Source organism: Lichenibacterium dinghuense (genome assembly GCF_021730615.1).
In the GTDB taxonomy this organism is placed as follows: Bacteria; Pseudomonadota; Alphaproteobacteria; order Rhizobiales; family Beijerinckiaceae; genus Lichenihabitans; species Lichenihabitans dinghuensis.
Map to the genome: position 1 here is coordinate 654,345 of NZ_JAJLMN010000001.1, position 19,979 is coordinate 674,323.

Annotated in this window: 19 protein-coding genes; 11 read left to right on the plus strand and 8 right to left on the minus strand. The window is 74.0% G+C overall.

The genetic code is table 11. The features are described 5' to 3' along the window. Positions 1-2: 2 nt before the first annotated feature. On the minus strand, positions 3-1,787 hold the full coding sequence (locus L7N97_RS03110) for a transglycosylase domain-containing protein (protein WP_237476909.1): 1,785 nt from the start codon (positions 1,785-1,787) through the stop codon (positions 3-5). A 284-nt stretch (positions 1,788-2,071) separates the two neighbouring features. Here L7N97_RS03110 and L7N97_RS03115 point away from each other — a divergent pair, with 284 nt between their 5' ends. The 3 genes from L7N97_RS03115 to L7N97_RS03125 are packed head-to-tail and all read left to right on the plus strand — an operon-like array spanning position 2,072 to position 3,790. Beyond that, the gene (locus L7N97_RS03115; RefSeq protein WP_237476910.1) at positions 2,072-3,046 is read left to right on the plus strand and encodes a sulfotransferase; all 975 of its coding nucleotides are present in this window, start codon (positions 2,072-2,074) and stop codon (positions 3,044-3,046) included. 58 nt (positions 3,047-3,104) lie between these two features. Continuing rightward, the gene (locus tag L7N97_RS03120; protein ID WP_237476911.1) at positions 3,105-3,503 is read left to right on the plus strand and encodes a PRC-barrel domain-containing protein; all 399 of its coding nucleotides are present in this window, start codon (positions 3,105-3,107) and stop codon (positions 3,501-3,503) included. Positions 3,504-3,511: 8 nt separating this feature from the next. Continuing rightward, positions 3,512-3,790, plus strand: a complete 279-nt coding sequence (locus tag L7N97_RS03125; protein WP_237476912.1) for a hypothetical protein — start codon at positions 3,512-3,514, stop codon at positions 3,788-3,790. Positions 3,791-3,806: 16 nt separating this feature from the next. Here the strand turns inward: L7N97_RS03125 and L7N97_RS03130 are convergent, their stop codons facing one another. The 5 genes from L7N97_RS03130 to L7N97_RS03150 are packed head-to-tail and all read right to left on the minus strand — an operon-like array spanning position 3,807 to position 8,491. Continuing rightward, positions 3,807-4,670, minus strand: a complete 864-nt coding sequence (locus tag L7N97_RS03130; RefSeq protein WP_237476913.1) for a class I SAM-dependent methyltransferase — start codon at positions 4,668-4,670, stop codon at positions 3,807-3,809. Next, entirely contained in the window at positions 4,667-5,653 is a 987-nt protein-coding gene (locus tag L7N97_RS03135) for a GNAT family N-acetyltransferase (RefSeq protein WP_237476914.1), read from the minus strand. The genes L7N97_RS03130 and L7N97_RS03135 overlap by 4 nt, the downstream gene beginning before the upstream one ends. Further along, positions 5,650-6,690: a glycosyltransferase gene (locus L7N97_RS03140; RefSeq protein ID WP_237476915.1), complete on the minus strand. Its 1,041-nt coding sequence runs from the start codon at positions 6,688-6,690 to the stop codon at positions 5,650-5,652. Before L7N97_RS03140 ends, L7N97_RS03135 begins: the two co-directional genes overlap by 4 nt. Then, positions 6,687-7,532, minus strand: coding sequence for a PIG-L deacetylase family protein (locus L7N97_RS03145; protein WP_237476916.1), 846 nt, complete (start codon positions 7,530-7,532; stop codon positions 6,687-6,689). The genes L7N97_RS03140 and L7N97_RS03145 overlap by 4 nt, the downstream gene beginning before the upstream one ends. Before the next feature lie 35 nt (positions 7,533-7,567). Next, positions 7,568-8,491, minus strand: coding sequence for a dihydrodipicolinate synthase family protein (locus tag L7N97_RS03150; RefSeq protein ID WP_237476917.1), 924 nt, complete (start codon positions 8,489-8,491; stop codon positions 7,568-7,570). A 437-nt stretch (positions 8,492-8,928) separates the two neighbouring features. On the opposite strand from L7N97_RS03150, the gene L7N97_RS03155 reads away from it, so the two are divergent. The 4 genes from L7N97_RS03155 (at position 8,929) to L7N97_RS03170 (ending at position 14,001) form a co-directional block, all read left to right on the plus strand. After that, positions 8,929-10,698, plus strand: coding sequence for a NirA family protein (locus L7N97_RS03155; protein WP_237476918.1), 1,770 nt, complete (start codon positions 8,929-8,931; stop codon positions 10,696-10,698). Then, positions 10,695-12,323 (plus strand): sulfite reductase subunit alpha, encoded by a 1,629-nt coding sequence (locus tag L7N97_RS03160; protein WP_237476919.1) that lies wholly within the window; start codon positions 10,695-10,697, stop codon positions 12,321-12,323. Before L7N97_RS03155 ends, L7N97_RS03160 begins: the two co-directional genes overlap by 4 nt. A 116-nt stretch (positions 12,324-12,439) precedes the next feature. Further along, on the plus strand, positions 12,440-13,225 hold the full coding sequence (locus L7N97_RS03165) for a hypothetical protein (protein WP_237476920.1): 786 nt from the start codon (positions 12,440-12,442) through the stop codon (positions 13,223-13,225). Positions 13,226-13,236: 11 nt separating this feature from the next. Next, positions 13,237-14,001 (plus strand): S1 family peptidase, encoded by a 765-nt coding sequence (locus L7N97_RS03170; protein WP_237476921.1) that lies wholly within the window; start codon positions 13,237-13,239, stop codon positions 13,999-14,001. 4 nt (positions 14,002-14,005) lie between these two features. Here L7N97_RS03170 and L7N97_RS03175 read toward each other — a convergent pair whose 3' ends face one another. Then, positions 14,006-14,476 (minus strand): YcgN family cysteine cluster protein, encoded by a 471-nt coding sequence (locus L7N97_RS03175; protein WP_237476922.1) that lies wholly within the window; start codon positions 14,474-14,476, stop codon positions 14,006-14,008. A 155-nt stretch (positions 14,477-14,631) separates the two neighbouring features. On the opposite strand from L7N97_RS03175, the gene L7N97_RS03180 reads away from it, so the two are divergent. The 3 genes from L7N97_RS03180 to L7N97_RS03190 are packed head-to-tail and all read left to right on the plus strand — an operon-like array spanning position 14,632 to position 18,055. Then, on the plus strand, positions 14,632-16,821 hold the full coding sequence (locus tag L7N97_RS03180) for a transglycosylase domain-containing protein (RefSeq protein WP_237476923.1): 2,190 nt from the start codon (positions 14,632-14,634) through the stop codon (positions 16,819-16,821). After that, positions 16,818-17,492: a DUF1214 domain-containing protein gene (locus tag L7N97_RS30120; RefSeq protein ID WP_237476924.1), complete on the plus strand. Its 675-nt coding sequence runs from the start codon at positions 16,818-16,820 to the stop codon at positions 17,490-17,492. Before L7N97_RS03180 ends, L7N97_RS30120 begins: the two co-directional genes overlap by 4 nt. Next, complete coding sequence (locus tag L7N97_RS03190) at positions 17,489-18,055, plus strand: DUF1254 domain-containing protein (protein ID WP_237476925.1); 567 nt, start codon at positions 17,489-17,491, stop codon at positions 18,053-18,055. The genes L7N97_RS30120 and L7N97_RS03190 overlap by 4 nt, the downstream gene beginning before the upstream one ends. Here L7N97_RS03190 and L7N97_RS03195 read toward each other — a convergent pair. Further along, on the minus strand, positions 18,020-18,223 hold the full coding sequence (locus tag L7N97_RS03195; protein ID WP_237476926.1) for a hypothetical protein: 204 nt from the start codon (positions 18,221-18,223) through the stop codon (positions 18,020-18,022). The two genes, L7N97_RS03190 and L7N97_RS03195, sit on opposite strands and share 36 nt — an antisense overlap. A gap of 254 nt (positions 18,224-18,477) precedes the next feature. On the opposite strand from L7N97_RS03195, the gene L7N97_RS03200 reads away from it, so the two are divergent. Continuing rightward, entirely contained in the window at positions 18,478-19,599 is a 1,122-nt protein-coding gene (locus L7N97_RS03200) for a DUF2336 domain-containing protein (RefSeq protein ID WP_237476927.1), read from the plus strand. The last annotated feature ends 380 nt before the right edge of the window (positions 19,600-19,979 follow it).

Sequence of the window (19,979 nt, forward strand, 5' to 3'; positions counted from 1 at the left end):
GGCTACCAGCCCGCCGCCACCTTCGCCACCGGCGGCCGGGTCGGCGCCAGCGCCCGCGCATAGCGGAGCAGGTAGGAGCGGAACAGCTCGGCCGGCAGGCCGCCGCCCTCGACGTGGGCCATGCCGCGGTCGTCGTCGTTGCCGAGCCACACGCCCGCCACCATGGAGCCCGCGTAGCCGACGAACCAAGCGTCGCGGAACGCGTTGGTGGTGCCCGTCTTGCCGCGGGCCTCGCCGAAGTCGGCGTGCCGGCCCGTGCCGCCGGCCACGACCGAGCGCAGGGCGCTGTCGAGCAGGGCCACGCAGCGCGCGCTCAGCGCCGGCTTCGGCAGGACGTCGCGGTGCCAGGCGACGATGCGGCCGTAATGCCCGACGATGCCCCGCACCGCGTGGGGCTCGACCGGGTAGCCCCCGTTCGCGATGCCGGCCAGCATCGCCGTCATGGCGAGCGGGGAGGCCGAGAACTCGCCGACCGCGATGCCGCCGTCCTCCGGCAGGGGACCGGCGAGGCCGAGCAGCCGCGCCCGCGCCGCCACGGCGCCGCGCCCGAGCGCGCGCTCGAGGCCGAACATGGCGGCGTTGCGCGACAGCCGGAAGGCGTCACCGAGCCGGATGGGGCCGAGGTAGCGGCCGTCGTCGTCCTTCGGCCGCCCGCCGGGCTGGGGGGCGTCGTCGACGGTCGCGTCGAGGCCGAGGCCCTGCTCGCAGGCTTCCGCCAGCACGATCACCTTGCCGAGCGAGCCCGGCGAGCGCCGCGCCCGCTCGGCGCGGTCGAACTGGTCGGCGGCGTAGTCGGTGCCGCCCATGAAGGCCTGCACGGCGCCCGCGCGGTCGAGCCCCACGAAGGCGGCCTGCCCGGCCTCGGCGGCGGACATGCGGTCGCGCGCGCCATCGAGCGCCGCCACGGCCGCGCCCTGCCGCGCCGCGTCCACGGTCACGTAGGCGCGCCACGCGCCGTCCGGCGCACCCATGCGCTTCGCCTCGGCGGCGACGTAGTCCCGCAGGTAGCCGCAGCCGAGGTCGGGCGGCTCCAGCGTGCCGCGCCGCTCGCGCTCGTGCAGCGCCGCGGCCGGCACCACGCCCTGGCGCACCAGCGCGGCCAGCAGCGTGCGGGCGCGCTCCCGCGTGCGCGCCACCACGGCGGGGTCGCGGGACGCGAGGTCGTTGCGCGGGCTCGCCAGCATGACCTCGATCAGCGCCGCCTCGCGGTAGCCGAGGTCGGAGGCCGGCTTGCCGAAGTAGAAGCGCGAGGCGGCCTCGACCCCGAAGATCCCGTGCTGGAACGGCAGGTGGTTCAGGTAGGCGCCGAGCACCTCGTCGCGCGTGAAGCGGCGGCTCAGCTTCACGGCCCAGGGGATCTCGTAGAACTTGCGCACGAGCGGGCGGTCGCCCGGCTCGAACATCAGGTTCTTGACGAGTTGCTGGGCGACCGTCGAGCCGCCGCGGGCCCGCCCGTGCAGGACGGACGACACGGCGCCGGCGAGCCCGCGCAGGCTGAGGCCGAAGGGCTCCGTCGCGAAGCCGCGGTCCTCGGCGCCGAGCAGCACGGCGCGCAGCTTCGGCGACACGTCGGCGGCCGACACGGTGAGCGGCAGCAGGCATTTCAGCTCGAAGCCGTCGCCGACGCGGTCGCGCACGACCTCGCCCGACCGCATCATCGCGGCCATCTGGTCCCGGTCCGGGGCGCTGCGCCCGGCGACCGAGAACCAGCCCCATACGAGGGCGGCGAGCGAGGCCGCCGCGAGGGCGAGCCACTTGAGACAGGACACGACGAGCCGCGTGAACACGGGAGCCGCCTTCGCTGCGCGGCGGGCCGCCCGGGATCCGGGGCCGGCCGCCGACGCCGCGCTCAAGCTGGCCCCGCCCGAGGCACCGCACAACGGCCGGCGGCCCCCGCGGTAACGGAATATTTATATCCTCGCTCCGGCCCGCCCGCCAACGAACCGCCATGAAGCTGGCGGCTCGTCCTCCGTGCCTTTGCGCCGCAGCCCGCGCGCCCTCCTCCGCAATCCCAGCGCGAACACAGGTCCCGGTCTCGCCCGTTGTCGGGACGGGATCGGCGGGCGACGGCATGGCGACGGGACGGGACACGCGCAGGCTGATCGCCGGCGACTTCGACGGCGCGCGCTCGGGCCCGCTCGGGGTGCGGCTCGCCATCGGCGGCGCCCGCACCGTCGATTGGACGCTGGCCCGGCTCCGCGCCGCCCGCCCGGTGGTGCTCGTGAGCGGCTTCTGGCGCAGCGGCACCACCTGGGTGCAGGAATGCCTCGCCGAGGCGCTCGCCGCCAAGACGGTGTTCGAGCCCCTGTCGCCGCTCGACCCGCGCCGGCGCGCCATGCTGGCCGCGCAGGGGCTGCCCTACGACAGCCTGCAGGCCGCCATGCCGGGGCCGCTCCCCGACGATGACCCGCTGTGGGACTTCCTCGCCGACGCCTGCACGGGGCGGCACACGAGCAACTTCACCCTGAACTGCCGTTCCTCGCTGCGGGAGTCCTTCGCGACCCGCATCGTCGTCAAGGACGTGCGGATGCCGTTCAACCTCGACGGGTTCCACCGCCGCTTCGGCGTTCCGGTGCTCCACGTCCGCCGTCACCCCTGCGCCGTGGTGGCGAGCCTGCTCGCCGCCGACTGGGACTGGACCTTCGGGCGCGTCGGCCTCGGCCACCTGCTGCCGGCGATGGAGGACCGCGACGCCGTGCTGCGCGACTGCGACGGCGACGCCCTGTCGCGCATCGCGGCCTGGTGGGCCGCCACCGAGCGGCACGCCGCGGCGAGCCTCGCCGGCCGCGCTTGGGCGCACGGGGCCGTCTACGAGGAGGTCGCGGACGACCCCGCCCCGGCCTTCGCGGCCCTCTGCGCCCGGCTCGGCCTCGCGCAGCGCCGGGCGCCCCGCTTCGCCCGCGTGTCGGCCTCGACGGTCGGCGCCGCGTCGCCGCGGGACCGCTGGCGCACGAGCCTGTCGCGCGCGGACATCCTCCGCGTCGAGGCCGTGGTGACCCGCATCCACCCCGGCTGCCTCGACGCCTGGGGCGGCCCCTCCGCGTGAGCGGGGAACCCCCGCGAGCCCCGTCCCGTTGGACGGGCAGCCAACGGGGAGGGACGCCATGGCGGAGGACGGGATCACCCAGGCGGCCGATCCGGCGCCGGTCGCGGTCGACGAGACGGACCGGCTGATCGCCTCCGACAAGGTGGAGGGCACGGAGGTGTTCGGCCGCGACGGGCACCGCATCGGGTCCGTCTACAACTTCATGGTCGACAAGGTGACGGGCCGCGTCGCCTACGCGGTGGTGTCCTTCGGCGGCTTCCTCGGGCTCGGCGAGCGCTTCTTCCCCCTGCCCTGGGCGGCGCTGACCTACGACCCGGCGCGGGGCGGCTACGTGGTCGACATCGATCCCGCCACGCTCGACCGCGCCCCGAGCTTCGCGCCCGGCGAGGAGCCGTGGCGCGACCCCGAGCACCAGCGCAACGTGTTCGGCTTCTACGGCTTCAACTACGGGCTTTGAGGACTTCGATGAGACCCATGCGCAACGCGGCCTTCGCCGCGGCCTTCCTCGGCCTCGCGGCGGGCCCGGCTTCGGCGCAGACCGCGGCTCCGGCCGCGCCCGCGACCCAGGCTCCCAGGACCGACCTCGACGCCAAGCCCGGCACCCTCAGCGACAAGCTGAGCGACACCAACGGCGTGATTAAGCCGACCGGCAACGTCGACCCCGACATGCACAAGGCGGCCCCGCAGACCGGCACCATGCCGGTCATCAAGCCCGGCACGGTCGCGCCGGGGACGGCCAAGTAGTCGCTTCGGCCCCCGGTCAGGCCAGTCGCCGAAGCGCGAAGGCCGCCGCATCCCACAGGCGGAACGGGCGCTCCCCGGCCCGCTCCAGCGCGAAGAGACCCGCCCCCGCCGCGGCGAGGTCGGCCCGATCCCGCGCGGGGTCGCCGCGGTAGGAGTGGTTGAGGATCACCAGGGCCCCGCCGGGGCGCAGCACGCGCGCCGCCTCGGCGACGTGGTGTTCGGCGAGATCGGCCTCGACAAGGTAGGGGAAGACGTCGGCCGCGAGCACGAGGTCGACCGACCCGTCCGGCACGCCCGCGAGGTCGCGGCCGGTGGCGACCCGGTAGCTCACGTTCGCGTGCCCCGAGCGGCGCCGCGCTTCCTCGATCATGCCCGGCGACAGGTCGAGCGCCAGCACGGAGCGGAGGCGGGGGGCCAGCGCTTCCGCGAAGCGCCCCATGCCGCAGCCGAGGTCCAGCGCGTCGCGCCCGCGCCCGAGCAGGCCCCAGCCGTCGAGCGCCGCGACCACCTCGGCCGTGGCCGCGGCGAGCAGCGCCGGGTCGCCCAACGCGTAGAGCGCGACGCCGGCCTCGGGCGAGGCGGCGGCCAGCCGGTCGAAGCTCGTCCGCCAATGGTCGAGCGTCGCCTCGGAGGACGGCAGCGCGGGCGCGTGGTCGACGCCGCCCGCGACCGCGTGGACGGTGCGCCAGGCCTCGGGGTGGGCGTCGAGGAGGCGCTCGACCTCGGCCAGGGGCGAGGCGAGGTCGCGCTCCGCCGCCGCAGCGGCGAGCGCCCCGGCCGCGGCCTCGGGCGTCGCCGATTCCAGCAGCAGATGCATGAGCGCGACGTTGGCCGGCGCGCCGGCCCGCAGCCGCGCCGCGAGGCCCTCGGCGGCGCTCATGGCGCGGGCCTCCTCAGCAGGCGCCGGCTGTTGACCCTGTCGACCGCACCCCACTCGTATTTGTAGGGCTCCTCGCCGCGCAAAAGGTTCAGCGCACCGGCGCCCTCCGCCGCCATGGCGTCCACCGCGTGCCCCATCAGCACCGTGCCGGGGCTCTCGAAGGCGAAGGCGGGGTCGAAGCCGCCGAGATAGGCGTAGAGCATCCGCCCGCGCCGGAAGCCGTGGAAGGCGCCCGCGACGCGTCCCTCGATCCGCAGGATCGTCGCGTGGAGCAGCCCCGCCGCGGCGAGGCGCGGGGTGGCGTCGCGGTGGAAGCGCTGCACGGCGGGGTCGGCGAGGACGCCGGCCTCGCCGCGGCTCTCCCAGCGGGCCGCGTGGAGGCGGAACAGCGCGTCGAGGTGGTCCGGCGCCGTCGCCTCCGTGGCGAGTTCGACCGTGCCGCCGCGTCGCTCGGTGCGGTGCCGCGCCATGCGGAGCTTGCGGGCCTTGCCGGACGGGACGACCACGCCCGCGTCGCCCCAGCTCAGCACCGGGCAGCGGCTCTGCGCCGCGACGTCGTCGCGCCAGCCGGGCGGCAGATCCCAGCCCAGGCCCGCGGCGCCGGGCGCGAGTTCCTCCAGCGAGACCGCGTCCCAGCCGCCCCGCGACGCGAGCGCGTCCAGCACGGCATCCCCGACTTCCGGCCCGGCATCGGGCGCGGCGAGCATGTCGAGGTCGTCGGACAAGCCGATGCCGAGCGGCAGCAGGCGCCGGCTCGCCTCTTCCAGGTAGAGCGGCGCCAGGGCCACGAGCGCGTCGCCGTGCCAGGCCGCGACGGCGCTGAGCGGGCCGGGCGCGAAGGTCCGCCACCAGGGCAGCAGCCAGGCCGGCGAGCGGAACGGCGTCGCGGCCGGGCAGCGCGCGAAGAGGTCCCACCACGCGGCTTCGACGGCCCACAGGCGGTCGGCCTCGGTCACCACCTCGATGCGGAGCGGCGGGCTCATGCCGCGCTCGCGGCCAGCCGGGCGTAGAGCGCGAGGTAGCGCGCCACCATGGCGCCCTCGTCGAAGCGCGCGCGGGCCAGGGCGCGGCACTGCTCGGGCGCGATCGCGGCCGTCCTCGGGATCGCTTCCGCCATGGCGTCGGCGTCGGCCACGAGGAAGCCCGTGCGGCCGTGCTCCACGGCCTCGGCGATGGCGCCGTTGGGGAAGGCCACCACGGCGGTGCCGCAGGCCGCGGCCTCCCGCACGACGAGCGAGGACGTCTCGGCGGCGAGGCTCGGCACCAGGAGGCAGCGCGCCGCCGTGAGCAGCCGCCGCTTGCGGGCGAAGCCGACCGGCCCGACGAAGCGGCGCCGCGCGTCGAGCAGCGGCCGGACCTCGCTCTCGAAATAGTCGCGGTGCGCCGCGTAGGGGTAGAGCTCGCCCGCCACGAGCAGCGACACCTCCGCGCGATGCGCCGCGCGCAGAGCGAGATGGACGCCCTTCTCCGGGCAGATGCGCCCGAGGAACAGCGCGAAGCCGCGCTTGGCATGGCGCGCCGCGAGGCGGGCGACCGGCACGCCGTTGCCGACCGGCTCGACGAGGTTCGGCGAGGGGGGACAGGCGGCGTGCTGGGCGGCCGACACGCAGTTCAGGAAGGTGCGGGGCCGTGCCGGGCGCAGCGCCTCGGCCGGGTACCAGTCGGGCGGCAGGTGCAGCGTCGCCAGCACGGGCGGGCCGGGCTCCGGCAGGTAGCGGTCGAAGTCGATGCCGTGGAGGTGGACGAGGTCGACCCGCTCGCGGGCGAGCACGCGCGCGACGGCGTCGCGGTTGGCGGCCTGCGCCCGCGCCTTGGCGGCCTCGTCGAGCACGCCCTCGGCCCAGGGTATCGCGTCGAGCGTGCCGGCGACGCGCGAGCCCGCCGGCGCCACGACGATCGAGCGGTGGCCGGCGGCCACCAGCGCGCGGTCGAGCGCCGACAGCACCTGCTCGGCGCCGCCCGCGCTGTCCGGCGACACGCGGGCCAGCGGATAGGAGACGGACAGGACGGCGAGGCTCACGGCGTCACGCCGAGTTCGGCCTCGGCGGCGCGGACGGCGGCGAGCCAGCCGGCGCGGTCGAGGTTCCAGCCGTGGCGCTCGTAGAGGAGGTCGCCGCCGTGCGGCAGCCGCGAGAAGTCGTGAGGGGGGGCGCGGCGGAAGACCTCGCGGTCGAGGTCGAAGGAGGCCAGCGTGTCGCCCTGCGTGGCGTGGCAGGCCGCCATCCGGCGCTTCAGGGCGCGCTCCGCCGCGGTGAGGGTGAGCGTTTCGACTTCGCCGAACGGTCCTCCTTCTCCCCTCGCGGGAGAAGGTGTCGTGGCGAAGCCACGACGGATGAGGGGGTCTGGCGCCGCGCCCGACGATGGGCCCGAGGGCAGGAACACCTGCCGCACCCAGCCCTCGGGGCCGGCGTGGTAGAAGGGCATCTCGACGACCGGCCGCCCCGCCCGCCGCGCCGCCGCGTGGACCGCGAACGCGACGGCGTCGTGGTCCGGGTGGCCGCCCTCGTAGGCGTGGGTCAGCACGGCGTCGGCGCGCGACGCGAGGGGCGCGAGCCGGCGCGCGATCTCGGCGATGCGCGACGCCGCGCCCTGGTCGGCGACGCCGAAGCCGTGGTGCCGAGCTTCCGCCACGCCGGCGAGGTCGAGCGCCGCCCGCGCTTCGCGCCAGCGCGCGGCCGCGTAGGCGTCCGGCGTCTCGAACCCGTGCCGGCGCGCATCCTCGCCGGTGCGGGGCGCGCCGTCGGTGACGTGGACGACGTCGACGTCGCGAAGGCGCGACAGCAGCGCGCCGCAGCCCAGCACCTCGTCGTCCGGATGGGCCACGACGACGAGCCAGCGGCGATCCGTGTCGATGACGCCCAAGCCGACTCACCCCCGCGCGGAAAGGGCCTCGGCTATCACTTGCCCCAGCGCAGCGCCAGCGGCTGGAGCTCCTCGGCGATCTCCAGCAGGCCCGCGCGCGTCGCGGGGTGGAGCGGCTCGAACGGGTGGCGCACGGCGTCGCTGCCGATCACGCCGCCGGCCATCATCACCGCCTTGGCGGCGCGCAGCCCGCACTGGCGGTTCTCGTAGTTGATGAGCGGCAGGCACTTGGCATAGAGCGCCGCCGCGGTCTTGCGGTCGCCCCCGAGATGGGCGGTCACGATCGGCTTGATGAGGTCGGGCAGGAGCGCGCTGGTCATCGTGCCGCGCGCGCCGGCGTCGAGGTCGGCCATCAGGGTGATGGCCTCCTCGCCGTCCCACGGCCCCTCGATCGCGTCGCCGCCGGCGGCGATCAGGGCGCGGAGCTTGGCGGCCGCCTGCGGCACCTCGATCTTGAAGTAGCGCACCAGCGGCACCTCGCGGGCGAGCCGCACCAGGAACGACACGGACAGCGGCACGCCGGAGAGCGGCGCGTCCTGCACCATGATGGGGAGCTTTGCCGCGTCGGCCACGCGGGCGAAGTGCTCCACCATCAGGTTCTCGTCGGCGCGCAGCCCGGTGCCGTGGTAGGGCGGCATCAGCATCAGCATGGAGGCGCCGCCCGCGGCGGCCCTGCGCCCGCGCTCGGCCGCGATGGCGGTGGCGTAATGCGAGCAGGTGACGATCACCGGCACGCGCCCCGCCACCCGCTCCAGGCTCGACGTCATCACTGCGTCGCGCTCGGCGTCGGTCAGGGCGAACTGCTCGGAATAGTTGGCCAGCACGCAGATGCCGTCGACGCCCTGGTCGACCATGCAGTCCATCACGCGGGCGTTGCCGGCGAGGTCGAGGTCGCCGTCGGCGTGGAACGGCGTCGGCGCCACGGGAAAGATGCCGGTGAGCGGCGCGGCGGATGTCATGGGCTGTCTCCCGGCCGCGGGCGCTCGACTCGGCGCCCTCGGGCGAGACAGGATTACGGGCGTCGCGCCCGACCGTAAAGGCGCCATCTCCGTTTTGTCCGACATTTACTGCCCGCTCATTGAGCAGGCGCGCCCGATCCGGCGCGCGTCCCCTGTCCGCCGCTTGTGCAGTGCAGCAACCCGCGGCCCGCCGGGAGTTCGCGAGCTCCGAGGGCGCCCGAGCGAAGCCGGGCGTGGCACGGCCCTTGCTGCCCTTTGCGGCAAATTCGATCCCCGGGCGCCGGGCCCGCGCATCGAGATCCACGCCGCCGAGAGGACGCGCCGAGAGTGAAGACCGACACGACGCTTCCGTCCGGCCTGCCGCGCAGGCGTCCGGGCGTTCGCGCGGTCCGGCTCGCGCCGCGCGCTCGCTCGCCCCGGCCGCACAGGGTTTAGCCATGGGAATGGAATTCACCTCCGACCAGAAGCACTGGCTGGACGGCTTCGCCTCGGGCCTCGGCGCCATGAGGGCGATCGGCCGCGCTCCCGCCCCCGTGCAGAGCGAGCCGACCGGCCCGGACGCCGAGCAGATCAAGGCGCAGGACCGGCAGGTCGCCGCCGGCAAGAAGCTCGCCGACCAGGAGAAGTGGAAGCGTGCCGAGCACCCCTTCGAGTCCTTCGAGCGCCTGAAGGCCGTGGCGCTGACGGGCGCGCGGCCGAAGCCAGAGGACAACTTCCGCTGGCGCTACCACGGCCTGTTCTACGTGGGTCCCGCGCAAGACAGCTACATGTGCCGCATGCGCGTGCACAACGGCATCCTCAAGCACTGGCAGTTCGCCGCGATCGCGGACCTCGCCGACCGGGACGGCGGCGGCTACAGCCACGTCACCACGCGCTGCAACCTCCAGGTCCGCGAGATCCAGCCCGAGCGCGCGCCGCACTTCATCGAGGGGCTGGCGGACGTCGGCATCGTGCCGCGCGGCGCGGGCTCGGACAACATCCGCAACGTGACGGGGTCGGCCACGGCCGGCATCGACCCCGGCGAGCTGCTCGACACCCGCCCGCACGCCAAGGACTGGCACCACCACATCCTCAACACGCGCGCCATGTACAACCTGCCGCGCAAGTTCAACGTGAGCTTCGACGGCGCCGGCAAGATCGCGACGCTGGAGGACACCAACGACATCGGCTTCCAGGCCGTCGAGGTCATGGACGGCGCGCCGGTCCCGGCCGGCGTCTACTACCGGCTCGCGATCGGCGGCATCTCGGGCCACAAGGACCTCGCGCGCGACACGGGCGTCGTGCTCCCGCCCGGCGACTGCATCAAGATCGCCGACGCCATCATCCGCGTCTGGTCCGAGCACGGCGACCGCACGAACCGCAACCACGCGCGCATGAAATACGTGCTCGACGCCTGGGGCTTCGACAAGTTCCTGAGCCTCGTCGAGGAGAAGCTCGGCGAGACGCTCACCCGCGTCGACGCCGCCCACGTGGCGCCCCGCCCCGCCTATGACCGCCTCGGCCACATCGGCGTGCATCCGCAGAGGCAGGCCGGCCTGAACTACGTCGGCGTGGTTCTGGAGGCCGGCCGCCTGTCGACCGACCAGATGCGCGCGGTCGCGGAGATCTCCCGCCGCTACGGCGACGGCGATATCCGCCTCACCGTCTGGCAGAACTTCCTGATCTCGGGCGTGACCGACGCCGATGTGCCTGCCGTCCGCGCCGCCATCGAGGCGATCGGGCTCGACACCGAGGCCTCCACGATCCGCGCCGGCCTCGTGGCCTGCACGGGCTCGTTCGGCTGCAAGTTCGCCAACGCCGACACCAAGCGCAACGGCAACGAGATCGTCAGCCACATCGAGCCGCGCGTGCCGATGGACCAGCCGATCAACGTCCACCTCACGGGGTGCCCGAACTCCTGCGCGCAGCACTACATCGGCGACATCGGGCTGATCGGCGTGAAGGTGCCGGTCGGCGACGACGACACGGTGCCGGGCTACAACATCCACGTCGGCGGCGGCTGGGGCACGGAAGCCTCCATCGCCAAGTCGATCTTCCCCGACACCAGGGCCGAGGACGCGCCGGCGCGCGTCGAGAGCCTGCTCAGGGCCTATCTGGCGCACCGGGCCGCGCCGACCGAGAGCTTCCACAGCTTCGCCAACCGCCACCAGGTCGAGGCCCTGAAGAGCCTCGCCCAGTCCCACGCCGGGGAAGGAGCCGCCGCATGAGCGCCGCGCCGCAGTTCACCGTCACGATCCCCGACACCGCGCCCTTCTCGCCCGAGCAGCGCTCCTGGCTGTCGGGCTTCTTCTCGGCCTCGGTCGCCGCCATGGCGGCCGAGGGACCGCCGGTGGCCTCCAACGATTCCTCGGCCACGGTGGCCGACGGCCCCGTGCTCGCCACCAACGACGAGGCGCCCTGGCACGACCCGTCGCTGGAGCCCGAGGCCCGCATGGAGATGGCCAAGGATCGGCCGATCGCCCCCCGCCTGATGGCCGCCATGGCGCAGCAGGACTGCGGCCAGTGCGGCTACAACTGCGCCGACTACGCCAACGCCATCTTCCTCAAGAACGAGGAGCGGCTGAACCTCTGCGCGCCCGGCGGCAAGATCACGGCGCGGCTCCTCAAGGGGCTCGCGGTCGAGCTGAACGACGTCAACGGCGACAAGACGGCCGCCGACAGCGGCGCCGCCGAAGGCGGCAAGTCGCGCGCCGTCGAGGCCGCGCAGGCCGACGTGATCCCCGGCACGTCGCGCGAGCACCCGGCCGTCGCGGTGTTCAAGTCGCGCCGGCGCCTCAACCAGGAGGGCTCGGCCAAGGACACCTGGCACGTCGAGTTCGACCTGTCGCAGAGCGGCGTGAGCTACGTCGTCGGCGACAGCTTCGGCGTGTTCCCGAAGAACAACCAGGGCCTCGTCGACCAGATCATCGCCATGCTGGGCGCGTCCCACGTCACGGAGATCGACGGCAAGACGCTGCGCGCCGTCCTGCGCGAGGACGTCGACCTCGGGATCGCGCCCGACTCGCTGTTCGAGCTCTATTCCTACATCTCGGGCGGCAAGGCGCGCGAGAAGGCCCGCGCGCTGGCCAAGGGCGAGGACCCGGACGGCGACGCCGCGCAGCTCGACGTGCTGGCCGTGCTGCACAAGTTCCCCAACGTGCGGCCCCACCCCGAGGCTTTCGTCGACGCCCTGTCGCCGCTGCAGCCGCGGCTCTACTCGATCTCCTCCTCGCCGAACCTCAACGTCGGCGGCCTGTCGCTCACCGTCGACGCGGTGCGCTACCAGATCAACAAGCGCAAGCGCACCGGCGTCGCCTCCACCTGGCTCGCGGACGCGGTCGAGCCCGGCGAGGAGCTGAAGGTCTATGTGCAGAAGGCGCACAACTTCGCGCTGCCCGCGGACCTGTCGAAGCCCGTCATCATGATCGGGCCCGGCACCGGCGTGGCCCCGTTCCGGGCCTTCCTGCAGGAGCGCAAGGCCTCCAAGGCGACGGGCAAGAACTGGCTGTTCTTCGGCCACCAGAAGTCGGCCACGGACTTCTTCTACCGCGAGGAGCTCGACGGCTTGCGCAAGGACGGCGTGCTGACCCGCCTGTCGCTGGCCTGGTCGCGCGATGCGGGGCAGAAGTTCTACGTGCAGGACCGCATGCGCGAGGTGGGCGCCGATCTGTGGCGCTGGCTGGAGGAGGGCGCGCACGTCTACGTCTGCGGCGACGCCAAGCGCATGGCCAAGGACGTCGAGGCCGCCATGGTCGACATCGCCGCCACGGCCGGCAAGAAGACCACCGACGAGGCCATCGCCTTCGTGAGCCAGCTCAAGAAGGACAAGCGCTTCCAGCTCGACGTGTACTGAAAGCGCGCGCCCTTCTCCCCCGTCGGAGGCGTGCGCGGCATCGGCCGCCTGTCCGCGGGAGAGCCTGTCGCCATCGAGGCCGCGATCGGTTAGCCTCGCACGCGGCAGGAGCGGCCATGAGCGCGATGCAGGCTGAGGTTTTCGAGGCTTTCAGGGCCATCGACGTGCCGGAGGACAAGGCCCTCCGGGCCGCGGCCTCGATCGCGCGCGCCCTGACGACCGAGATCGGCTCCGCTTCCGCACCGCAGCTCGCCGACGCGGCGGCCCTGAAGAGCGACATCGCGTCGATCAAGGCCGACGGATCGAGCTTGAGAGCCGATCTGGCCGCCGTGAAGAACGATGTTTCGGTGCTGAAGGCCGACACCGCGACGCTGAAGACCGACATGGCTACCACGAAGGCCGACGTCTCGGGGCTCAAGAGCGACATGGCGGCCGTGAAGGCCGACATCTCGGAGCTCAAGAGCGACATGGTGGCCGTGAAGGCCGACATCTCGGGGCTCAAGAGCGACATGGTGGCCGTGAAGGCCGACGTCTCGGGGCTCAAGAGCGACATGGTGGCCGTGAAGGCCGACATCTCGACGCTCAAGGGCGACATGGTGGCCGTGAAGGTCGACGTCTCGGGGCTCAAGAGCGACATGGTGGCCGTGAAGGCCGACATCTCGACGCTCAAGGGCGACATGGTGGCCGTGAAGGCCGACATCTCGACGCTCAAGGGCGACATGGTGGCCGTGAAGGCCGACATCTCGGGGCTCAGGAGCGACATGGTGGCCGTGAAGGCCGACGTCATCGGGCTGAAGCTCGGCGTGACGCGGATCGAAGGGGAGTTGACGCTTCTGAAATGGATGATGGGATTCGGTCTCGCCTTCCTGGTCGGCATCACGGTGAAGCTGTTCATCCACTGAGGCGGAGGAAGGTGGCGGACGCCCGCGGCATCACGGCGAGGCGTGGCGCCCTCCGCCGCGCCGCCGCCGCCGCTGCGCTGGCCTGCGCCGGTCATCCCGCCCTCGCCGTGGTCGGCCCCTCGCGCGACGCCTCCAGCGCGGTCGCCGACAGCGCCGTCATGGTGCTTCAGCGGCAGGGCTCCGCGGCGGGCTTTTGCACCGGGGTCGTGGTCGCGCCCCGCGCCGTGCTGACGGCCGCCCATTGCGTTCCGCCGGGCGCCGACATCCGCATCCACTACAGGGACGCCGCGGGCGCGCCGGTGCTGCTGCCCGTCGCGGGCGTGGTCCGCCATCCCGGCTACCGCGCCGACGCCATCGCCAGGCGCGAGCGCTCGGTCGACCTCGCAGTGGTGAGCCTGCCGGAGCCGCTGCCCACGGCCTTCCGGCCCGCCGTCCTCGGGAGCGAGGCCGGCACCGCGGTCGGCTCCCGCTTCACCGTCGCGGGCTTCGGCCTCGCGCGGGAAGGCGAGCCGCGGTCCTCGGGGCGCCTGCGCGCGGCGGACCTCGCCGCCCGCGCGCCGCTCTCGGATGTCCTGCTCTGGGCCGAGGACCCGTCGCACGGCGGCGCGGGGGCCTGCACGGGCGATTCCGGCGGCCCGGTTCTCGACGCGTCCGGCGCGGTCGCGGCCCTGACGCTGTGGTCCGCGGGGGACGGCCGGCGCCGGTGCGGCGCGCTCACGCAGGCGATCTGGCTCGCGCCCTACCGCGCCTGGATCGCGGAGGCGGCCGGGCGGTGAAGCTTCAGCGCGGCCGCTTGGCCCGTTTCGGCCATCGGTCCGGCCAGGTCACGATGCGGTCCGGCAGATCCTCGACGGCGACGTCGTGCTCCATCGCGCCGATCCTGCCGCGCACCCCGACGCCGGCCTCGTGCACGGTGTCGCGGCTGCCCGACTTCAGGTGATGCCACCAGGCGAGGTCCTGCCCCTGCTCGACCAGGCGGTAGGCGCAGGTCGGCGGCAGCCAGTCGAGCTCGGCGACCGCCTCGGGGGTCAGCTTGACGCAGTCGGGCACGCGGCCCTGCCGCCCGGGATAGTCGGCGCAGCGGCACGCGCCCGCGTCGTAGAGCGTGCAGGCGACGTCGGTATAGAGGATCCGGCCCGTGTCCTCGTCCTCGAGCTTGACCAGGCAGCAGCGGCCGCAGCCGTCGCAGAGGCTTTCCCATTCAAGCTGGGTTAAGGACGACAGGGGTCTACGCCAGAAAGGGTCGGTCATCGCGCTCGGTTGCGGGTAGGATGGGCGGGGCCGGCCGGACCCGCCGCGGCCTCGCCGGAGTTGCGCTTCGGCACCCGGGCCGTCAAGGGCGCTTCCGGGGCGCGGCGCGGGTGCGGACCATCAGCGACGGGCTGCCGTCGCGGCAGGAGCGTTGCGTGGTGCGAGGCGGCGAAGGGTTCGGTGCGCGGCTGCGGCGGGTCCTGCTGTCCTTCGACGGATGGTTCGACAGCTTCGTGTTCGAGCGCGGCCGCGGCACGCTGGACGCTTACGAGCGCTTCTCCATCTTCACCGAGCGCTTCGCCGTCTTCGGCTGGCGCCGCTGGGCGGTTGAGATCGCCTGCGAGGGGCTGACGCTGGGGCTCGGCGCCGGGATCGTGGCCCTGGCGCTGGCGATCCCCGCGTTCCACGAGACCAGCGACGACTGGCTGAAGAAACAGGACCTCGCCGTCACCTTCCTCGACCGCACGGGCGTGGAGGTCGGGCGCCGCGGCATCCTGCACGACGACAGCGTGCCCGTGTCGCAGATGCCGCCCTACCTGATCCAGGCCGTGCTGGCCACGGAGGACCGGCGCTTCTTCGACCACTACGGGATCGACCCGATCGGCACCGCGCGGGCGCTCACCGTCAACGCCGGCTCGTCCGGCGTGGTGCAGGGCGGCTCGACCCTGACCCAGCAGCTCGCCAAGAACCTGTTCCTGTCCAACGAGCGCACCTTCTCGCGCAAGATCAAGGAGGCCTATCTGGCGCTGTGGCTGGAGCACCACCTGACGAAGCGCGAGATCCTGCAGACCTACCTCGACCGCGTCTACATGGGCGGCGGCACCTTCGGCATCCAGGCGGCCTCGGAATTCTACTTCGGCAAGTCGGTGCGCGACGTCACGCTGCCGGAGGCCGCCATGCTGGCCGGCCTGTTCAAGGCGCCCACCAAATACGCGCCCCACATCAACCTGCCGGCCGCCCGCGCCCGCGCCGGCGACGTGCTGTCGAACCTCGTCGACGCCGGCTACATGACCGAAGGGCAGGTGTACCCGGCCCGCCGCAACCCCGCGACGCCGGTGGACCGCACCCGCGAGGTCGCCCCTGACTGGTACCTCGACTTCGCCTACGACGAGGTGCGCCGGCTGGCCCTGGCCGGCAAGCTCGGGTCGAGCCGCGTGCTGACCGTCCGCACGGCGCTCGACTCCGCCATCCAGGCCCGCAGCGAATCCGTGATCGAGGACCAGCTCCGCGAGAAGGGCCCGGCCTTCCACGCCAAGCAGAGCGCCATGGTGCTGATGGAGCCGGACGGCGCCGTGCGGGCCATCGTGGGCGGGCGCGACTACGGCGCCAGCCAGTTCAACCGCGCCATCGTGGCGCAGCGCCAGCCCGGCTCCTCCTTCAAGCCCTTCGTCTACCTCGCGGCGCTCGAAACCGGCAGGTTCAAGCCGACCACGCCCGTGACGGACTCGCCGGTGTGCATCGGCGACTATTGCGTGCGCAACTTCGAGGGCGAGCAGATGGGCACGCTGCCGCTGTGGGCCGCCCTGGCCCACTCGCTCAACACCGTGGCGATCAAGCTGTCGATCGCCGTCGGCAACGGCTCGCCCCGCGCGGGCCGCGCCAAGATCGTCGCCCTGGCGCACGCGCTCGGCATCACCACGCCGCTCGAAGACACGGTGTCGCTGCCCATCGGCGCCCGCGAGGTCACGGCCATCGACATGGCGACCGCCTATGCGGGCTTCGCCAACGGCGGCAAGCGCGTGCAGCCCTTCGCGGCCGTGGACATCAAGGACGGCCACGGCGACCTCGTGTACCGCCACGACCGCGACGGGCCGCAGCCCCGTCAGGTGGCCCCCGCGGCCGACGTCGCGATGCTGAACACCATGCTGGCCCGGGTGGTGACGGACGGGACGGGGCGGGCCGCCCGCCTCGACGACGCCGTCGCGGTCGGCAAGACCGGGACCACGAACGAGTACCGCAACGCCTGGTTCTGCGGCTTCACGGGCAACTACGTGGCGGTGGTCTGGTTCGGCAACGACGACTATTCGCCCATGGACAAGGTGACGGGCGGCACGCTGCCGGCCCAGACCTGGCACGACATCATGGAATTCGCCCAGGCCGGCACCGAGGCGCGCCCGCCCTTCGGCCTCGGCCCGTCGGGTCAGGCCGTGGCGGTCGCGGCGGCGGCGCCCCTGGCCGGCAACACGCGGCCGGCCGGCAACGACCGCTCCACGCTGTCGCCGCGCGCCGCGGCGGCGCTCGGCGCCATCGCGTCGCTGGTGTCCGACGCCGGGCGACCGCGGCTGGCCGGCGACGAGGCCTTCGCGTCCGAGGCCCGGGACGCCGCGGCGCCCCGCATCCCGTGACGGCGGTATCGCCCCACGGCCGCGCCCCCGCCCTGCCCCGGCGGGCGACGGACGGCCTCGGCGAACGGGCGCGCTCGCCCGTCCTGCCCGGCGCCGGCGCGCTGGGCATCCTGTGCGTCGGCCTCGCGCTCGGCCTCGCCGCCACCGCGGTCGTGGTCGGCCGCGGCTGGGACCCCGGCGCGGTCGCGATCGGCCCCTGGGTGACGCGGCCCAAGGTCGGCACCACGGCGATCGACCCATACGCCCGGGCCGAACTCGCCCGGACCGGCGCCGTCCCCCTGGCGGCCAGCGAGGGCCTGAGCTTCACGGCCACGACGGACGACACGGGCTACCGCCTCCTACGGACCTGCACCTACCGCCTGGCCGGCGACGTCCCGCCCGCGCGCTTCTGGACGCTGACGGCGACCGACCCGGCCGGACGCGCGCTGGGCGACCCGGCGCGGCGCACGGCCTTCACGTCTTCGGGCGTCGTCCGCGACGAGGCGGGCCGGGTCGCCGTCGAGGTCGGCCCCGAGGCGCGGCCGGGGAACTGGCTGATGCTGTCGGGCGAGGGCCCGCTGACCCTGACGCTGCGCCTCTACGACACGTCCCTGGCCGGCAATGCGGGGGAGGTGGCGGACGCGGCCCTCCCCAGCATCGTCCGCCAGGGCTGCGGGGGGACGAAATCGTGAGCCAGCGCGGGATCGTCGCCGCCCTCACGCTCCTGGCCATCGTGTTCGCCGCGGGCATCGTCCACGTGGCGTCGCTGCTGATCCTGCCGCGGGTCGCGCCGGACGACGCCTTCGCCCGGCTCGCGGCCGCCACGCCCGAGAACGGCGTGTCGGTGCTGCCGCGCGCCGGCTCGCCGGGCGCGGTCCTGCCGGGCGGCGATCCGTCCGTGGCGAGCGCGGTGTGCCGCTACGACCTCGACCGCGGCCCGCTGCGGGTCGTGGCCCCGGTCGACGGCGAGGCCTTCACGGCGATGACGCTGCATTCGCGCTCCGGCGTGGCCTTCTACGGCCTCAACGACCGGTCCCGGATCGACGACAGGCTCGACATCGTCGTGATGACCGCGCGCCAGCTCGAGGCCGCGAAGGACCGGGACGCCGCTGACGCGCCGGTGCGGGACGTCCGCGTGGTCGCGCCGGAGCCGCGGGGCTTCGTCAGGGTCGACGTGCTCCCGCGCGTCGGCGGCGACGCCGAGGCGCGGCGCGCCCTGTCAGCCGTGAGCTGCCGCGTCGAACGACCGTCCTGACGGGACCGCGCGGCGGTGGTCCGGCGCTTCGAGCCGCGCCGGCTCATCGGCGTCCTCGCGGCAGTAGCGCACGCCGGTGAAGAACAGGATGCGGGCGCCGTCGCGCGGCACGCCGAGGGCGCGCTGGGGCCGGGGACGGTCTGGCAGGAGGCTGACGACGTTCTGCATGCGGCTGTCCTCGACGAGGTCGATTCGGTCACGATGGCCGAGGCGCGCCCTGGAGCCGCGCCGACAAAAGGCGATGGGCTCCAGCGTGAAACGTCGAGAACGCCGGTCTCCCGTCCGCGAATCCGCGCGACTGGGACGGGCCCGGCGTGCCCTGCCTCTACCGCCGATAAGGACGGCCGAAGGTTAACACGGCATCAACGATCGGGCCGTAAAACCGGAACAGCGCATCAATATTCGATTCAGGGACATCGCGTATGGACCACGACGACCTTCGGGGATCGCTGGAGCGCCTGGTCCGGCTCGGCCGCACGCCGAACGTCGACATCCGCCCCGTCCTGCTGCGGGTGCTCGTGGACATGTTCGTCCGTCGCCTCCATCACGCGCCCGGCGACCTCGCCCAGTTCGAGGACATGATCGGCCGCCTGCTCGACGACGCGGACGCCGAGGTCCGGTCCGCCGTGGCCGACAAGCTCGCCGGCCATCCCGCGACGCCGCGCAGCCTCGTCGACCGCTTCCTCGGCGGGGACGACGCGACCGCGGCCCCCATGCTGGCGCGGGCGGCGGTCGGCGGAGGCGCGATGCTGCACGCCGCCGGCTGGGGCAGGCCCGCCCTGGCCCTGGCCGTGGCCTCGCGGCCGGACCTGTCGCCGGACGTGGTGTCGAGCCTCGTCGAGCGTCCCGAGCGCGAGGTGCTGCTCGCCGTGGCGGAGAACATGGCCGCGCCGGTGGGGATCGACGTGTTCCGCTATCTCGTGCGCCGGGCCCGCGACGACGCGGCCCTCGGCAGCGCGCTGCTGAAGCGGGACGCGCCGGCCTCCGAGCGCGCGCCGCTGTTCCTGTTCGCCGACAGCGCGGACCGCGCCGCCATCATCCTGGCGGCGCGGCGCGACGACCTCGGGCCCGACATGGGCCGAACGCGGCTCACGCCCGAGGAGACGGCCGCGCTGGAGCGGATCGAGCGGGCCGTGATGGCGCCGGACCGGGACGGGTTCGACACGGCGCTGGCGACCGCGCTGAACATCCGGCTCGACGACGTGTGGCGCCTGATTGACGACCCCAAGGGCGAGCCGCTGGCGCTGGCGCTGGCCGCCGTGGGGGCCTCACCGGAGCTGGCCGCGCGGGTGTTCATCCTGAGCGGGCCGGCGATCGGCCATTCGGTGATGGCGGTGCGGACCCTCACGGCGCTGGTCGAGGGCATGCCGCGCCGCACGGCGGCCCGCCTCGTCGCCGCCATGACGCATGCGGCGGCGCGAGTGGCGCGGCGTCCGGAGGCGGAGACGCGCGGGCGCCTGGAGGACGGGCGCTCGCTCGCGCGGCCGCGGAAGCGCGCCGAGGAGGTCGTGGCCGACGCGCAGCGCCGGCTGAGAGGCGTGTGATGCCGACCTTCGACCCTCCGGGCGCCGTCGGGCTCCGATCATCGGCGGGACCCCGCTCGAAGCTCGCGCGGGAAGTGAGCGGAAGCCGCGACAGACGGTCTCTTGCGCCCCTGGGTCGAAGATGGGATCTTCAGGCCGGGGGCCGCGGACGGGAAACGCCGAGCTTTTCCCCGCGCGCCCGACGGGAGCGCGGGGACGACGCCGATCGACGGTATCGATGCCTTCGCCGGATGTCCTCCCATCGACGGCTGTCGTCCGGAGGAGCTTCATGCGTGGATCGTCGATCGTCCGAGTGGGGATGGCGGCCTGGTGCCCCATCGTCGTCGCCGCGGGCTTGATGTCGGCAGGCCTGACGATCGCGAGAGCGGCCGACGGGGGCG

Excerpts from the sequence above, each read along its gene's own strand:
- L7N97_RS03115 (WP_237476910.1), top strand. The coding sequence starts at position 2,072 with ATGGCGACGGGACGGGACACGCGCAGGCTGATCGCCGGCGACTTCGAC.
- L7N97_RS03120 (WP_237476911.1), top strand. The coding sequence starts at position 3,105 with ATGGCGGAGGACGGGATCACCCAGGCGGCCGATCCGGCGCCGGTCGCG.
- L7N97_RS03125 (WP_237476912.1), top strand. The coding sequence starts at position 3,512 with ATGAGACCCATGCGCAACGCGGCCTTCGCCGCGGCCTTCCTCGGCCTC.
- L7N97_RS03130 (WP_237476913.1), bottom strand. The coding sequence starts at position 4,670 with ATGAGCGCCGCCGAGGGCCTCGCGGCGCGGCTGCGGGCCGGCGCGCCG.
- L7N97_RS03135 (WP_237476914.1), bottom strand. The coding sequence starts at position 5,653 with ATGAGCCCGCCGCTCCGCATCGAGGTGGTGACCGAGGCCGACCGCCTG.
- L7N97_RS03150 (WP_237476917.1), bottom strand. The coding sequence starts at position 8,491 with ATGACATCCGCCGCGCCGCTCACCGGCATCTTTCCCGTGGCGCCGACG.
- L7N97_RS03155 (WP_237476918.1), top strand. The coding sequence starts at position 8,929 with ATGGGAATGGAATTCACCTCCGACCAGAAGCACTGGCTGGACGGCTTC.
- L7N97_RS03160 (WP_237476919.1), top strand. The coding sequence starts at position 10,695 with ATGAGCGCCGCGCCGCAGTTCACCGTCACGATCCCCGACACCGCGCCC.
- L7N97_RS03165 (WP_237476920.1), top strand. The coding sequence starts at position 12,440 with ATGAGCGCGATGCAGGCTGAGGTTTTCGAGGCTTTCAGGGCCATCGAC.
- L7N97_RS03175 (WP_237476922.1), bottom strand. The coding sequence starts at position 14,476 with ATGACCGACCCTTTCTGGCGTAGACCCCTGTCGTCCTTAACCCAGCTT.
- L7N97_RS03195 (WP_237476926.1), bottom strand. The coding sequence starts at position 18,223 with ATGCAGAACGTCGTCAGCCTCCTGCCAGACCGTCCCCGGCCCCAGCGC.
- L7N97_RS03200 (WP_237476927.1), top strand. The coding sequence starts at position 18,478 with ATGGACCACGACGACCTTCGGGGATCGCTGGAGCGCCTGGTCCGGCTC.